Source organism: Halopseudomonas oceani (assembly GCF_002903165.1).
Taxonomy (GTDB): domain Bacteria; phylum Pseudomonadota; class Gammaproteobacteria; order Pseudomonadales; family Pseudomonadaceae; genus Halopseudomonas; species Halopseudomonas oceani.
Map to the genome: position 1 here is coordinate 1 of NZ_PPSK01000009.1, position 16,078 is coordinate 16,078.

The 16,078-nt window shown below is 61.7% G+C and carries 11 protein-coding genes; 4 read left to right on the top strand and 7 right to left on the bottom strand.

Going from position 1 to position 16,078, the window contains the following annotated elements; translation table 11 throughout:
* Positions 1-174: 174 nt before the first annotated feature.
* Genes C1949_RS10480 through C1949_RS10505 form a run of 6 tightly spaced genes read right to left on the bottom strand, consistent with a single transcriptional unit; the run spans position 175 to position 6,984 of the window.
* Positions 175-1,836, bottom strand: coding sequence for a BatD family protein (locus tag C1949_RS10480; protein ID WP_170063056.1), 1,662 nt, complete (start codon positions 1,834-1,836; stop codon positions 175-177).
* The gene (locus C1949_RS10485) at positions 1,836-3,632 is read right to left on the bottom strand and encodes a VWA domain-containing protein (protein ID WP_104738438.1); all 1,797 of its coding nucleotides are present in this window, start codon (positions 3,630-3,632) and stop codon (positions 1,836-1,838) included. Before C1949_RS10485 ends, C1949_RS10480 begins: the two co-directional genes overlap by 1 nt.
* On the bottom strand, positions 3,622-4,620 hold the full coding sequence (locus C1949_RS10490) for a VWA domain-containing protein (protein ID WP_104738439.1): 999 nt from the start codon (positions 4,618-4,620) through the stop codon (positions 3,622-3,624). Before C1949_RS10490 ends, C1949_RS10485 begins: the two co-directional genes overlap by 11 nt.
* The gene (locus tag C1949_RS10495) at positions 4,613-5,074 is read right to left on the bottom strand and encodes a DUF4381 family protein (protein WP_104738440.1); all 462 of its coding nucleotides are present in this window, start codon (positions 5,072-5,074) and stop codon (positions 4,613-4,615) included. The genes C1949_RS10490 and C1949_RS10495 overlap by 8 nt, the downstream gene beginning before the upstream one ends.
* Complete coding sequence (locus tag C1949_RS10500) at positions 5,071-6,021, bottom strand: DUF58 domain-containing protein (protein ID WP_104738441.1); 951 nt, start codon at positions 6,019-6,021, stop codon at positions 5,071-5,073. Before C1949_RS10500 ends, C1949_RS10495 begins: the two co-directional genes overlap by 4 nt.
* A 3-nt stretch (positions 6,022-6,024) precedes the next feature.
* The gene (locus C1949_RS10505) at positions 6,025-6,984 is read right to left on the bottom strand and encodes an AAA family ATPase (RefSeq protein ID WP_104738442.1); all 960 of its coding nucleotides are present in this window, start codon (positions 6,982-6,984) and stop codon (positions 6,025-6,027) included.
* 173 nt (positions 6,985-7,157) lie between these two features.
* Here C1949_RS10505 and C1949_RS10510 point away from each other — a divergent pair, with 173 nt between their 5' ends.
* From C1949_RS10510 to C1949_RS10520, 3 genes are read left to right on the top strand one after another with little or no spacing between them, the layout of a single operon-like run.
* Positions 7,158-12,029, top strand: coding sequence for an NAD-glutamate dehydrogenase (locus tag C1949_RS10510; protein ID WP_104738443.1), 4,872 nt, complete (start codon positions 7,158-7,160; stop codon positions 12,027-12,029).
* On the top strand, positions 12,017-12,241 hold the full coding sequence (locus C1949_RS10515; RefSeq protein ID WP_104738444.1) for a DUF2835 domain-containing protein: 225 nt from the start codon (positions 12,017-12,019) through the stop codon (positions 12,239-12,241). Before C1949_RS10510 ends, C1949_RS10515 begins: the two co-directional genes overlap by 13 nt.
* A gap of 59 nt (positions 12,242-12,300) precedes the next feature.
* Positions 12,301-13,323, top strand: a complete 1,023-nt coding sequence (locus C1949_RS10520; RefSeq protein WP_104738445.1) for a quinone-dependent dihydroorotate dehydrogenase — start codon at positions 12,301-12,303, stop codon at positions 13,321-13,323.
* Between the two features lie 98 nt (positions 13,324-13,421).
* Here C1949_RS10520 and rmf read toward each other — a convergent pair whose 3' ends face one another.
* Positions 13,422-13,637 carry a ribosome modulation factor gene (gene rmf, locus C1949_RS10525; protein ID WP_088274068.1) on the bottom strand — a complete coding sequence of 72 codons (216 nt, stop codon included), beginning with the start codon at positions 13,635-13,637 and terminating at the stop codon, positions 13,422-13,424.
* 262 nt (positions 13,638-13,899) lie between these two features.
* On the opposite strand from rmf, the gene rlmKL reads away from it, so the two are divergent.
* Positions 13,900-16,074, top strand: coding sequence for a bifunctional 23S rRNA (guanine(2069)-N(7))-methyltransferase RlmK/23S rRNA (guanine(2445)-N(2))-methyltransferase RlmL (gene rlmKL, locus C1949_RS10530; protein WP_104738446.1), 2,175 nt, complete (start codon positions 13,900-13,902; stop codon positions 16,072-16,074).
* The last annotated feature ends 4 nt before the right edge of the window (positions 16,075-16,078 follow it).

The window sequence follows — 16,078 nt, forward strand, 5'->3', positions numbered from 1 at the left end:
GAAGGCGAAAAGAGGGCTCGACAACAGCGAAAGTGTGCGTACTTATGTGGCTGGCTTGTGATGTGCGCGTGGGTATTGCCAGTGCGGTAGCTCAATTTGCCCGGTTGAGATGATGTCGATGTGGTGGGCGCAGCACGCGGCGATGCTGATAATTGGCCTCGAACCGAACGTTACTCACACATCCGGATATAGCGGCTCAATCGCATTCTCACCCAGCGCTTCAGTCTCGCGCTGGCGGGCCTGGGTCACCTTGCGCACGGCGCGCCAGAGCGGTTTGCCGCGCCAAGCATGTTCGGTCTGGCCAAACAGGCAGCCGTTCAGATCATCCAGCGCATCGGCGAGGATGGGATGAGCGTGGCTGAGGGCAATGAGGTCGCTTTCCTGCTGCTTGGCCCAGTGCTCCAGTGCCTTGCGTGCTTCTGCAGGCTGGTTGTGGCGGCAGGCGGTTTGCAGGTCGGCCAGCGGGTTGCCGGGCTCATCGGTGTCGAGGCTGACGGTATCCTCACCCAGCTCATCAAGGGCGGTGAGCGCACGGCGTGCGCCATGCAACTTGACTAGCGCCCAAGTCAGTGCGGCGAGCAACAGGACGGTGGCAAGTTGCCAGGGCCAGAGCACTGGCAGTTCTGCTGGTGGCGGACCGGTGTAGGTGTTGCTGGTGTCATTGAAGCTGTTGTTGCCGCGGATATTCAGGGTGACGGCGTCTAGCTCGGATGTTTCCAACTGGTCGGTTGTCGTGTTCCACCATGGCACACGAATGGCGGGCACGATGTGACGTCCGGCGTGGCGTGCGACGACCGCCGAGCTTTCCTGACGCAGGCCGAGTACGCCGGTGCTGGACAGTTGGTTTTCCAGTTGCGGCTGATCACTGTACTGACGCAGCTCGTCCTGATCGTCGGCGAGGGTATTCAGCTCTGGCAGCTGCATCGCAGTCAGCCCATCCGCCTGAATGGACAGCGTGCGGGTCAACGGTTCGCCGCGAGTCAGCTCGCCTGATGGGTCGGGTTGCCAGTTTTGGCTCAGTCTCACCTGCCGGGCGGGCAACCACGGCACACCCGCCGGATAGCTTTCAGGTATGGGTTTGACCTGCAGCTGTTGACTGGGTGAGCGCAGCTGGATGAACCGCGCGTTGTGACTGCCGGACTGGCTGGCGGTGCTGCGTGACTGAACCGCGGTAGCGCTGAACAGTTGGGATGGTATGTCGAGCACACCACTGTGTTGCGGATAGATGGCGTAGCGGACCTCGATCACGCCGTGGACGACGCCGTTGATGTCCCGTTCGTAGGTTTTCGGCGCACCAAGCGCTTCGACCCGGGCGTCGGGAATTTCCAGCCCGCTGAGAGTCGAGTCGTCATACAGTGACACCGAGTGGTAAATGCGCAGCGTCAGCAGCACCTGAGCCTGTACATAGGGTGTGTGGGTGTCGAGTTCGCTGTCGATAAAGATCGGTGCGATATCCGTCGGGCTGATATCGCTGGCCTGGGTCTGGGTCAGGACATGCAGGGTGACCGGTTCGCTGCGCTCGCCGGCAAGCTCCAGCGGCGGGATGACGACATAGCCGGTGCGCAGTGGCAGCAGGTGTATTACCCAACGCGTGACGGGCAGACTGCGGCCGTTGATGGTGCTGACCAGATTGAGCTTGCGGCTGGATTCAATTTGGAAATGGGTTTCAAGCGGGCTCAGGTCCGGTTGGTCGGTCCGCTTGGCCAGGGTGCTTTCCAGCGTCAGCTCCAGCGGCTGCTGTTCAACCAGCTGAGTGCGATCGACGCTGGCCTGCAGCGCGGCAAAGCCGGGCAGGCTGGTGGTCAGCAGGAGCAGGGTGAAAAGCAACTTGCGCATTATCGGGGGCGTCCGTCGTTCTGTTGCAGGTGCTGATAGAGGAACTTGCGACGCAGCAGTTCCGCCGGATTGTCGGGAATATCCCGCAGCCATTGTTGCACAGCCTGGCGTTGTTCGATCTGTCGGCGACTGCCGGCTCCACCACCGACAGCGGCAGAGCTGCTGCCCTCCAGCTCGGGGCTGTCGGTCAGCTCGCCGCCTGCTGTGCCGTCATTGCGGGTTTCAGTGCCGGTTTCATCACCGTCGGTGCGGTTACCGGTCGCGCTGGCGGAGCTGCTGCTGTCGCTGCCCGGGTTGGTTTCGGTGGTGGTATCGGCAACTGCGCCGGCATTGTCTTCGGTTTCGCTTCCCGTGCCGCCGCTGGTGTCCCCGGGCTGCGGTTGCGGCTCGCTGGCTTGGTCTTCGGCTTCGTTCTGCTGTGCCTGCTGCTCGGCCAGATAGGCTTCTACTTGTTGGCGGTTGTGACGGGCGGCGGTGTGATCCGGGGCGCGGGTGAGTGTCTGCTCGAAAGCTGCGAGTGCTTGCTGGTAGTCGCCAGCCAGGGCAAGCGCTGTGCCGTGATTGAAGTGCAGCTCGGCGTTGTCCGGCTGTTGCTCGGCCAGTGCGCCCCAGATGGCTGCTGCCGCTGCGTAGTCGCCACTGTCCAGCAGCGCTTGTGCGCGCCATTGCGGGTCTTCGAACAGCGTGGCTGCTGCTGCCGGTTTGCCGTTGGCCAGCAGGGCGGCAGCTTGCTGGTCTGGCCGTTGCCAGAGGTCAGCCCAGCTCATGGCTGAGGCGGGTTGCGGTAACCAGAGTGCGCAAACCGCAACCAGCAGCCAGCCGCGCCGTGCGCCGAGTGCAACCAGGGGTAATAGCAGCAGCAACAGCCAGTGGCCCTGGTCGCTGCGCTGACGCTGCTCGGCGTTGGCTTGCTGGGCCGCGAAATCGGATTCCAGCAACTGCCCTATATCGCTGTCATCGAGGCTCATGCGAGCGTAGCGTCCGCCCTCTGAACGGGCAAATTCGATCAGCTCGGGTTCGTTCAGACGCGGCAGCAGGATGCGGCCCTGGTCGTCGCGCATGAAGCCGCCCTCGGCCAGCGGGACGGGGGCTCCGTCGGCGGTACCGATTCCAATGACCTGCAGGCTCTGGCCCAGCCGGTCAGCCGCCAGTTCTAGGCGTTCGGGATCAATGTCGTCGATACCGCTGCTCAGCAGTAACACCTGGGTGGCGCTGTCGCCATGTTCGGCGCGCAGGTTGGCAGCAAGCAGCAGCGCCTGATCGGCCTGTTGACCGCGTGCCGGCATGATGTCCGGGTGCAGGGCGTCAAGCAGATTGATCAGCGTTGTATGGTCCCGAGTCAGCGGGGCGACCAGATGAGCACTGCCAGCATAGGCAATGAGCGCGACGCGGCGGTCCGGATAGCGTTGCAGGATGTCGCGAATCTTGCGCTTGGCACGCTCCAGCCGGGTGGGCTGCAGATCATTGGACAGCATGCTGCGCGACACCTGCAGGACCAGAATCAGGCTGGCGCTGTCTTCCCGTTGCACGGTATCGGTCGATTCCCAGGCCGGGCCGGCGAGGGTAATCAGGCTAAGTGTCCAGATTGCGGCGAGCAGCATATAGCGGCCGGCGTATAGCCGCCGAGGCTGGCCCTCGACAAGCGCCTTGCGCAGCGTTGACGGCAGTAGGCTGTCCCAGCCGGAACGCTGGCGTCGATGCCGATACAGATACCCGCACAGGGCCAAAGCGGGCAGAACACCGAGTAGCCAAAGCGGGCGCAGAAAGGTGAGGGGCAGGGCATGATCAGCCAGCATTCAACCTCCTGCGCAGCATTGGGCTGCTCCAGAGCAGGCTGATCAGCAAGGCGGCAGCCAGCGGCCAGTGGTACAACGGCAACGCCTTGCGGCTGGCCGGGCCGCTACGCAGGCTGGGCTCGAGCTGTTCGATACGTTGCACGGCGGCGGCCAGTGAGGCGCTGTCGCGGACCCGGAAATAGGCGCCATCGGTGACGTTGGCGATTTCCTGCAGGGTTGCCTCGTCAAGGTCACTGGCCGGATCTGCATTACCTTCAAGCAGGCTCATCAGATCGTTGTTGCCCTTGCTCTCAGCTCCCACGCCAATGGTGAAAATACGAATATGCTCATCGGCTGCCAGTCGCGCGGCCTGGACCGGCGAGATACCTCCCGTGGTGTTGGCGCCATCGGTCACTAGCAGCAGCACCCGGCTGTTGGCCGGTTGTGCCATCAGCCGCTTGATCGCCAGGCCGATAGCATCGCCGATCGCCGTGTCGCGGCCAGCCAGACCGATAAAGGCCTCATCCAGCCACTGCCGAACGCTGTCGAGATCGTAGGTCAGGGGCGACTGCACATAGGCACGGGTGCCAAACAGGATCAGCCCGATACGGTCACCGCTGCGTTGCTCGATCAAGCTGTCCAGCCAGTGCTGGACGACACTGAGACGATTTGCCGGTTTATCGTCGAGTGTCAGATCGCGGGTATCCATGCTTGCCGATAGATCGACCGCCAGCATCATGTCCCGACCGCTGCTGGGCGGTGGCAGCGGCGCGCCGAGCAACTGCGGTCGTGCGCTGGCAAAAACCAGCAGCAGCCACATCAGGATCAGCGGCGCGGTTCGCCTTGCCGGGTGAGGGCGGCTGGGCTGACTGGCGTCGAGCCGTTGCAGGCGTGCCATGAAGCCAATCTGCAAGGCCGCCTCTGGCCGCTTCGCAGGCGGCAGCAGCCAGCGCAGCAACCAGGGCAATGGCAGCAGCAGAATGCTCGCGGGCCAGGCCAGTTCAAACATGGTTGTGCCTTATCCAGCGCAGCAGCTCGCGCTGCAATATACGGCGATCTGCGCTGCTCAGCTGCACGTCAGCCTGATACAGGCTGCCGCCCAGTGGTGCAAGCAGGTCCGCGCGTGGGCGTGGGTAGTGTTGACATAAATATTCAACCCAGCTGGCACCGTACAGTCGGGTGGCGGAGATCTCTCCACGGCTTTTCAGATGCCGTTTGATCTGGGTATTGAGCGCGGCTAGCCAGTCGTGATCGGACAGGCCATCGGGTATTTCCCAGAGAATGCGCTGAGCCTTCAGTCGGCGCCGTTGACGCCGACGGTTCAGCAGTATCGCCAGTGGAGCGAGGATCAGCAGCACTACCAGCAACGCAGCGAGAGCGAGCCAGCCCGGGGCAGGAGGCCACCAACTGATCGGTGGCGGCAGGGTGGGCAGCAGCAGGCTGCCTTCCAGTGGACTGCTCATGTCTGCGCCGCCTTCGGGTGGCCGCCGAGATTGTCGCGCAGTTGCTCGTGGGCCGGTGCGCGGGTATCGAGTGGCAGCAGGCTGCAGCGTAGTCGGCGCGCTAGGCGCATCCAGGCCTGGCGCTGGGCCTGAAACTGGGCAGCGTATGCCGCGCGGGTAGCATCGTCGCTGCTGTTCAGGGTTAACCGTTGCTTGCCTTGCACAAAATCGAGTGCGCCGTTGGCGGGCAGCTCACTGTCGAGCGGGTCGAACACCGGTAGCAGGATCAGGTCATTATGGCCGGCCAGTGGAATCAGCAAGCTCTGGTTCAGGCCGTCGATTGCCGCGTGGTCGCAGACGATATACAGAATACTGCCGGGGCGGATGATCTCGCGACTGTGACGCAGCGCCATGTTGAGCGCCTCGCTGACCGGGTCGGCGGGGTCTGCGTGTTCCGGTGCCAGGGCGTGATTGGCTTGCACCAAAAGCTGTAGTAGCTGCAGCAGGGCCTTGCGATCCCGGCGCGGGCGCACTTCATGGCATTGCCCTGATCCGAATACCATGCCACCTACCCGGTCATGGTGGGCCAAAGCCGTCCAGGCAATCAATGCGCAGGTCTCCGCAGCCAGTACTGACTTGAGGTAGCGCTGGCTGCCGAAGAACAGTCGGGGACTCTGCTCACCAATCAAAAAGACCGGACGTTCCCGTTCCTCATTGAATACCTTGGTGTGTACCTTCTGACTGCGTGCGGTGACGCGCCAGTCGATGTTGCGAATGTCGTCGCCCGGCAGGTAGGCACGCACCTGATCGAAGTCGACGCCGCGGCCGCGCAGGCGCGAGTTCTGCTGGCCGGTCTGTCGTCCGTTGCGCACCGGTCGGCTGAACAGGGGCAGTTCGTGACAATGCCTGCGAGTTGCGAGCAGCGCCTCCAGACTGGTGTGCAGGGTCGGATCAAGGCTGACCGTCATGGTTCAGACAACGGGGACCGAGTCGATCAGCAGGTTGATCGCCTGGTCACTGTCGATGCCGGCCGCTTCCGCTTCAAAGCTGAGCAGAACCCGGTGACGCAGCACGTCGTGGGCGATGGCTTGCACGTCTTCCGGGCTGACGAAGTCGCGCCCGGCCAGCCAGGCGTGAGCACGGGCACAGCGATCCAGCGCGATGGTGCCGCGCGGGCTGGCACCCATTTCCAGCCATTCGGCCAGCTGCGGGTTGTACTGGTCCGGCCGGCGGGTTGCCATCACCAGCTGGATCAGATATTCCTCCACGGCGTCAGCCATGAACAGGTCGAGCACCTCCTGGCGGGCAGCCAGAATGCTCTGCTGGGTAATGCGCTCGGCCATCTTCGGTTCGTCGCCGCGCGCTTCACCGCGGGCCAATTGCAGGATCTGACGCTCCAGTGCCGCGTCCGGGAAACCGATGCGTACATGCATCAGAAAACGGTCGAGCTGTGCTTCGGGCAGTGGGTAGGTACCTTCCTGCTCAATCGGGTTCTGGGTCGCCATGACCATGAACAGCTCGGGTAGGGCGTAGGTCTGGCGGCCGATACTGACCTGGCGCTCGGCCATTGCCTCAAGCAGTGCCGACTGCACCTTGGCCGGCGCGCGGTTGATCTCGTCGGCCAACACCAGATGGTGGAAGATCGGTCCCTGCTGGAAGCTGAAGGTCGTTGTTTCCGGGTGGTAGACCTCGGTACCGGTAATGTCGGCCGGCAGTAGGTCAGGGGTGAACTGAATCCGGTGAAAGTCCGCTTCGATGCCTTCGGACAGCGCCTTGATCGCCTTGGTTTTGGCCAGGCCCGGGGCACCCTCGACCAGCACGTGGCCGCCAGCGAGCAGGCTGATCAGCATGCGATCAATCAAATGCTCCTGGCCGAAAATGTGCTGGCCCATAAAGGCCTTCAACTGCAGCAGGGATTCCCGATGGGTCATGTGTTTTCCGTTGTTCTGGTTCGCTGGCTGGCGTCAGTGTACGTCACTTTAACGAAATCCCTTTGGTCTAGACTATCCTCACATCACAATTAATGCGGCACCGCTGGAATAAAGCGTCAGAGTGCGTTCAGAGCGGTGCTGCCGATACACCCGCGATTCTGGAGGTCGGCAAGATGGCGTTGATCATGGCCAGTTCCAAACAGGCGTTTATTGAATCACTGACCGAGCGCCTGCAGGCGCTGGTTACCAAGGCTGACCGTGATGCGATCGGCCTGTTTTGCAGTAACTTCTTTGGTATTGCCTCACATGCGGAGCTGGCGTCTCGGCAGGATAACGACCTGCTCGGTTGCACTCTTTCGGCGTGGCGCTTCCTGCAAACGCTACCTGGCGGTGAGGTCAAGTTGCGGGTGTTCAACCCGGATACCCAGCAGCACGGCTGGCAGAGCACGCACACGGTGGTTGAGGTGGTGCACCGTGATTTGCCGTTTCTGGTCGACTCAGTACGCATGGAGCTTGGCCGTCGCGGCTACGCTATCCACAATCTCTACAACAGCATCATGACGGTTGAGCGCAGGGAAGATGGCAAGCTTGTGCAGTTGCTGGCCAACGGCGCAGGCAAAAAGGAAGCGCGGGCCGAGTCGGTGATGTATATCGAGATCGACCGCGCGACAACCAGTGCGGATTTGCGTGCCTTGCAGGATAGCCTGCTCGAAGCGCTGAGCAACGTCCGGGCGACGGTTCACGATTTTCCCGCCATGCGCGCGCGGGTGGTTGAGCTGATCGCCATGCTGGGCAGTCGACGCAAACACTACTTCGCTCGGGAGGAGCGGACTGAAGCCGTTGCCTTTCTGGAGTGGTTGCTGGATGACCACTTCACCTTTCTTGGTTATGAGTGTTTTTCCATCAACGAAGGCTTGCCGGAGCAACGCCTTGGCCTGCGCTCCGGCGCGAGCCTCGGCGCGCTGGCTCTGAACCCGCGTGATGAGAGCGTCGACGGCTTGCCGGAGCAGGTGATCGGCTATCTGCAGGCGCCGCTGTTGCTTTCGTTTGCCAAGGCTTCGCAGCTGAGCCGTGTACATCGTCCGGCCTATCCAGATTATGTCTCGGTGCGGGAAGTCGATCTGGACGGCAACGTGGTGCAGGAACATCGCTTCATGGGGCTCTATACCTCGCGCGTCTATTCGGCGCTGGTCGATAACATTCCCCACGTTCGGCGCAAGGTGGCACATGTGCGTTCGGTTTCCGGATTCCTGCCGAGCAGCCATCTGGCCAAGGAACTGGAGCAGGTGCTGCAGGTGCTGCCGCGCGACGACCTGTTCCAGATGTCGGTCGACGAGCTGGCCGAAACCGCGCTTAACATCGTGCAGATGCAGGAGCGTAACCAGATTCGGCTATTTCTGCGTCGTGGTAATTACGGTCGCTTCTACTACGCGCTGGCATTTGTCCCGCGGGATGTGTACTCGACCGACATCAGGCTGAAGATCCAGGCAGTCCTGCTGGAGCGGTTGCAGGCAACGGAAAGCGAGTTCTGGACTTACTTCTCCGAATCCATTCTGGCGCGCACTCAGTTCATCCTGCGTGTTGACCCGACCAAGACCCCGGACATTGACCCCGTGAAAATAGAACAGGAAGTGGTGCGCGCCTGCCGTAACTGGCAGGACGAGTTTCGTGATCGGTTGCTGGAGAGTCTGGGCGAGGCGCGAGCTACCGATGTGCTGGCCCACCTGGGGGATGGCTTTCCAGCGGGGTATAGCGATCGTTTTACTGCTGCCACCGGGGTAGTTGACCTGCAGACGCTGCTGGAGTTGACGCCTGAGGCGCCGCTGGCGATGAGTTTTTATCAGCCGCTGGCACAGACCCAGGGCGTGCTGCACTGCAAACTGTACCACCTGAACGAGTCGCTGCCGTTATCGGATGTGATCCCGGTTCTTGAGAACCTGGGGCTGCGGGTATTGGGCGAGTTTCCCTTCCGCATTGCCCAGGCCGATGGCACGACGTTCTGGATCCATGATTTCGAATTTACCTTTGTTGGTGGCGCCACGCTGGATATCCAGGAAGCCAACGAGCTGTTCCGTGACGCCTTCAAGGCGGTCTGGTCCGGGCAGGCGGAGAATGACGGGTTCAACCGCCTGGTACTGCTGTCCGGTTTGCCCTGGCGTGATGTGGCGCTGCTGCGCGCCTATGCCCGCTATCTCAAGCAGATTCGACTGGGCTTTGAGCTGCCTTACATCGCCAGCACCCTGGTTGCCCACGCCGATATCGCGCGCGAGTTGGTACGTCTGTTCCGTACCCGTTTTTATCTGGCGCGCAAGCTCAGTGCCGAGGATCTGGGCGATATGCAGCAGAAGCTGGAAAAGGCGATTCTTGGCGCGCTGGATGAGGTGGCGGTGCTCAATGAAGACCGTATCCTGCGGCGCTACCTTGATCTGATCAAGGCAACGCTACGCACCAACTTCTTCCAGCCTGACGCAGCGGGTCAGAGCAAGGACTATGTGAGCCTGAAGTTCGACCCGTCGGCAATTCCCGAGTTGCCGTTGCCGCGGCCGATGTTCGAGATATTTGTCTATTCGCCGCGGGTCGAGGGTGTCCACCTGCGTGGCGGCAAAGTTGCCCGCGGTGGATTACGCTGGTCTGATCGCGAAGAGGACTACCGTACCGAAGTGCTTGGTCTGGTCAAGGCGCAGCAGGTGAAGAATGCGGTGATCGTGCCGGTCGGCGCGAAGGGGGGATTCGTTCCGCGCCGGCTGCCGCTGGGGGGAAGCCGCGATGAAGTGCAGCAAGAAGCCATTGCCTGCTATCGCTTGTTCATTCAGGGGCTGCTGGATATTACCGACAACCTGGCCGACGGTAACGTTGTGCCGCCGGCCAACGTGGTACGGCACGACGCCGATGATCCCTATCTGGTGGTGGCCGCTGACAAGGGCACGGCAACCTTCTCGGATATCGCCAACGAAATTGCTGCGGGCTACGGCTTCTGGCTGGGTGACGCCTTCGCGTCCGGCGGCTCGGCAGGCTATGACCACAAGAAGATGGGCATCACCGCACGCGGCGCCTGGGTGTCGGTACAGCGGCATTTCCGTGAGCTGGGTATCAACGTGCAGACTGATCCGGTCAGCGTGATCGGCATTGGCGACATGGCCGGCGATGTCTTCGGCAATGGTCTGTTGCAGTCGCGCATGCTCAAACTGGTGGCTGCGTTCAACCACCAGCATATCTTTATCGATCCCGACCCTGACCCCGAGCGCAGCTACGCGGAGCGCGAGCGCCTGTTTGCCCTGCCGCGCTCGAGTTGGGCCGATTATGACGCCAGCCTGATATCCGAGGGGGGCGGCGTCTTTTCGCGCAGCCTCAAGCAGATCACCCTGACGCCGCAGATGCGCGCGCGCTTCGATATCAGCGCCGAGCGCTTGACGCCGACCGAGCTGATCCATCAACTGTTGAAAGCACCGGTGGACCTGATCTGGAATGGCGGGATCGGCACCTACGTCAAAGGCAGCAGCGAAACCCATGCCGATGTGGGTGATAAAGCCAACGACGCGCTGAGGGTCAACGGTCGCGACCTGCGCTGCCGGATCGTAGGCGAGGGCGGCAACCTGGGGCTGACCCAGCTCGGGCGTATCGAGTACTGCCTCAACGGCGGTGCGCTCAACACAGACTTTATTGACAATGCCGGTGGCGTCGACTGCTCCGACCACGAGGTCAATATCAAGATTCTGCTCAACGAAGTGGTCGCCGCCCAGGACATGACGGCCAAGCAGCGCAATAAGCTGCTGGCCAGCATGACCGACGCGGTAGCCGAGCTGGTGCTCGGCAACAACTACAAGCAGACCCAGGCCATCAGTCTGGCCCAGCGCCAGGCCGCCCAGACCATGGGCGAGTACCAACGCTTCATCAACTCAATGGAGAGCAGCGGCAAGCTCAACCGGGCGCTGGAGTTTTTGCCCGAGGACGACCAGCTTGCCGAGCGCAAGGCGACCGGCAAGGGGTTGACCCGGGCCGAGCTGTCGGTGCTGATCTCTTACTCGAAGGCTGATCTCAAAGAGGCGCTGGTAGCCTCTGATGTGCCGGAAGACTCTTACCTGGCTCGGGAGCTGGAGACCGCTTTCCCGGCGGTACTGCTCAAATCCTGGAGTGATGCACTGGGTCGCCACCGGCTGCGGCGCGAAATTGTCGCGACTCAACTGGCGAACAATCTGGTCAACCACATGGGCATTACCTTCCTGCGACGACTGGAACAGTCCACCGGCGCTGCGGTCAGTGATGTCGCACGGGCCTGGGTTGTCGCACGGGATGTTTTCCACCTGCAGGAGCACTTCGCCGGCATAGAGGCACTCGATCATCAGGTCTCGGCCGAGGTCCAGCTGGAGTTGATGGAAGAACTCATGCGGCTTGGCCGCCGCGCCAGCCGGTGGTTCATTCGCAACCGTCGCAGCGAGCTGCTGCCGGAGCGTGAGGTCGCCCACTTCGCGCCGTGCGTGCGGACGCTGGCCGAGCGCTTTGACCAGTTGCTGGAAGGGGATGTGCGGCACCTGTGGGATGAGCGCTATCAGCATTACGTTGACGAAGGTGTACCGGAGGCCATTGCGCGGGTGGTGGCCGGAACTGGACATGCCTACACGCTGCTGGGGATCGTTGAAGCGGCCGATGCAACCGGGCAGAATGCCGAGCGCGTGGCGCAAGTGTTCTTCGCACTCGGCAGTCATCTGCAGCTGCCCTGGTTCGGTCAGCAGGTGACCGGGCTGCAGGTCGACAACCATTGGCAGGCATTGGCACGGGAAAGTTACCGCGATGATCTTGACTGGCAGGCACGCAGCATCACTGTTACGGCGCTGCAGGGCGGTGATGAGGCAACGCCGGTCGATGAACTGGTTGCTGACTGGGTGCAGCGCAATCAGGCGATGGTGTTGCGCTGGCAGACCATGCTGGGTGAGCTGAAGAGTGCTGGCGCCGGTGATTACCCCATGGTGGCGGTAGCGATGCGTGAGCTGCTGGATTTGGCTCAGCACGCCCGTCTGGTTGTTCAGGACGATGCATGCAGCAGTTGATCATAGATCTGGCGTTACCCGCCGAGCGCTACCTGGCCTGGTATCAGGGGCGCGCCGAGCGGGTCATGATGTACAGCCGTGATGGCCGGCGTGTCAGTTTGCCGGCCCATCATTTGCGGCCTTTTCTGACCCATCAGGGTGTGTACGGCAGCTTTCTCATGCAATTCACCGATGACGGCCAACTGCTTAAACTGGAGCGGCTGGCGGGCTGAGCGCAGGCGCTCGATTCAGGTATACTCTGCAACCTGATTTTCTGCCCCGGATACCCGCCATGTACGAACTGCTTCGCTCGCTGATGTTCCGCCTGCCCGCGGAAACTTCCCACGACCTTGCACTGGACATGATCGGCGCTGCCGGGCGGTTGCGGCTGGCCGACAAGCTGGTGCGCCCGGTGCCGACTCAGCCGGTTGAGGTGATGGGGCTGACCTTTGACAACCCGGTCGGGCTGGCTGCCGGACTGGACAAGAACGCGGTTGCTGTCGACGGGATGGCAGCGATGGGCTTCGGTTTTCTGGAAGTCGGCACCGTCACGCCGCGCCCACAACCGGGTAACCCCAAGCCGCGCCTGTTCCGTCTGCCTGAGCAGTTGGCAATCATCAACCGCTTCGGTTTTAACAACGAGGGTGTTGATGCCATGCTTGAGCGGCTGTCGGGCGTGCGCTACAGCGGCGTGTTGGGCATCAATATCGGCAAGAACGCGGTCACTCCGGTCGAGAATGCGGTGGACGATTATCTCTACTGCCTGCGCAAGGTTTATGACCGGGCCAGCTATGTCACCGTCAACCTGTCGTCACCGAATACCCCTGGTCTGCGTACCCTGCAATACGGTGAAACGCTCAAGGTGCTGCTTGGCCAGATCAAACAGTGCCAGACGGCGCTGGCCGAGGAGCGTGGACGGTACGTGCCGATTGCTATCAAGATTGCGCCGGACATGAATGAAGAAGAAGTCGCGCTGGTCGGCGCGACGCTGCTGGAAGCGGGTATGGATGCGGTCATCGCGACTAATACAACGCTTGATCGCACCGCCGTCGCCGATTCGCCCTATGCCAGCGAGGCTGGTGGCCTTTCTGGTGCGCCGTTGACCGACATGTCGACTGAAGTGATTCGTCTGCTGGCCGCAGAATTGAAGGGGCAGATACCGATCATTGGGGTGGGCGGGATCTTCAGTGGTGCCGATGCGGCCGACAAGATCGCCGCTGGCGCGAGCCTGGTGCAGCTTTACAGCGGCTTCATCTATCGCGGGCCAGAACTGATCCGTGAATGCGCTGACGCGATTGCAGTGATGCCGCGCTGAAAATGGAAGCCCCCGCAGAGCGGGGGCTGGGTGGGCCTTCATGAGGCCCGGCGCTGTGGGCGAGCGCCTTTGGGGAAAATGAAGAACGGCTTGAGAGTTTAGCCTACCGCGTGCATCTCATTGAGTCGGTGCACGCCGGAGATGCCGGTGAAGCCATCCCAACGGTCCGCGCGGCCTTCGCGCCAACCATTGATCCAATTCTGTCTGGTAGAGGGGTTGTTAAAAGGGCAGGTGTCCTGGGATTTGCCACTCACTCCGTGCTGGTAACCGCGTTGAAATGCTCGTTCCATCGGATCACGCTTGAGTCTTCTCATAGGGTAGCGTCCTCGTGTGGTATGACATTTTCTGAACGATCCGAATCGTTCCAAAGTAGCGCGTAATCGGTTGTTGACTACGCTGCAAGGAAGCCGGTCGGATAGGGTGTATTGGCCCGGCTTCGAATACTGTCACCGCTCAAGTCATACCCTGTTGTACCCTATCGGCCGTCACCGCTACAAAGACCGATTTAGCATACCTGAGGCAGCTGGTTAGCTGTCACTGAAATATAAACGTCATCGTATTCCGGAAATCAACGACATGCGCGAGATCCTTGAATTTTTTGTTACCTGTCCGAAGGGAGTGGAGGGTCTGCTGCGAGATGAAGTGCTTGCCTTGGGCGCGGAGTCGGCCAAAGAAACCGTTGCCGGCGTGTCGGCGCAGGGCGATATCGAGCTCGGATATCGCCTGTGTCTGTGGTCGCGCCTCGGTAACCGGGTACTGCTGGTCCTTAAGCGTTTTTTGGCCGGGACGGCCGAAGATTTGTATGCCGGGGTGCAGCTGATCGATTGGCGTGACCATCTGGCGCCGGATGGCACCCTGGCTATTGATTTCACCGGCTCGCTGGCGGGCGTGGACAACACCCACTTTGGCGCGCTGAAGGTCAAGGACGCGATTGTTGACCAACTGCGGCGCCCTGATGGTACCCGTCCGGGCGTGGACAAGGTGCGGCCTGACCTGCGCATTAATGTGCACTGCCACCGCGGTGAGGTGCAGCTGGCGCTGGATCTGTCCGGCGCCAGCCTGCATCAGCGCGGCTATCGCCTGCAGCAGGGGGCTGCGCCGCTCAAGGAAAACCTCGCAGCGGCCATTCTGATCCGTTCCGGCTGGCCGGCACTGGCTGAAGCCGGCGGTGCGCTGACCGATCCGATGTGCGGGTCGGGTACCTTCCTGGTCGAGGCGGCGCTCATGGCTGCCGATGTGGCTCCCAACCTGCAGCGTGAGCACTGGGGCTTCAGCCGCTGGCAGCAGCACGTGCCTGTGCTCTGGCAAAAGGTGCTGACCGACGCCCGCGAGCGCGCCGAGCGTGGATTGGCGCGTCCGCCATTGTGGATCCGTGGCTATGAGGCTGATCCCCGCCTATTGCAGCCGGTTCGTAACAACATTCAGCGTGCCGGTGTGGGGGAGTGGGTCAAGGTGTTCCAGGGTGAGCTGGCGACCTTTGCTCCCAACCCGGATCGTGGGCAGAAAGGTCTTGTGGTCTGTAACCCGCCCTACGGTGAGCGCCTGGGCACGACCGCGAGTCTGGTGTATCTCTATCAGAAGCTGGGCGAAGTGCTGCGCCAGCAGTGTCAGGGCTGGCAGGCTGCGATCTTCACCGGCAATGTGGACCTGGGCAAACGCATGGGGATTCGCAGTCACAAGCAATACAATCTGTTTAACGGCGCGCTGCCGTGCAAGCTGCTGTTGATGGATCTGCAGTCGGAACGCTTTGTCACCAAGGCGGCTGATGCGCCAGCGGGCGAGGCTGCAGCGGTTGAGGCGGCCCGACTCAGCGAGTCGGCGCAGATGTTTGCCAATCGGTTGAAAAAGAACCTCAAGAATCTGGGTAAATGGGCACGCCAGCAGGGTATTGAGTGTTATCGCGTTTACGATGCCGATATGCCAGAGTTTGCCGTTGCGGTTGATCTGTATGGTGACCGGGTGCATGTGCAGGAGTATGCGCCGCCGCAGTCGATTGATGAAGACAAGGCGGAGGCGCGCCTGCAGGATGTCATGGCGGCGCTGCCGCAGGTGCTGGGTGTCCCGCCGGAGCATATTGCCCTGAAGCAGCGTCAGCGTCAGTCCGGCAAACAGCAGTATCAGCGAATGGCCCAACAGGGCGAGTTTTTCGAGGTGCACGAAGGTCAGGTACGTTTGCTAGTCAACCTGACCGACTATCTTGATACCGGGCTGTTCCTCGATCACCGGCCGATGCGTTTGCGCATCGCTGGCGAGGCCAAGGGCAAGCGTTTCCTTAACCTGTTCTGCTACACCGCGACGGCGACCGTGCATGCAGCGGCCGCAGGCGCGCGCTCAACTACCAGCGTGGACCTATCCAATACCTACCTGGACTGGGCGCGGCGCAACCTGTCGCTTAACGGTCTGTCTGACCTGCACAAGCTGGTGCGTTCCGATGTGATGGCATGGCTGGAGCAGGCCGGGGATCAGCAGTTCGATCTGATCTTCATTGATCCGCCAACTTTCTCGAACTCGAAGAAGCTGGAAGGGGTGTTCGATGTGCAGCGCGACCACCCGCGACTGCTCGAGTTGGCGATGAAACGGTTGGCGCCGGGCGGAGTGCTGTACTTTTCCAACAACTTCCGTCGTTTCCGCATGGATGAGTCGGTGGAGGCGCGGTATCTGGTGGAGGATATTTCAACCCAGACGCTGGATCGTGATTTTCAGCGCAATGCGCGTATTCACCGGACCTGGAAGCTGAGTCACCGCCCCTGAGGGC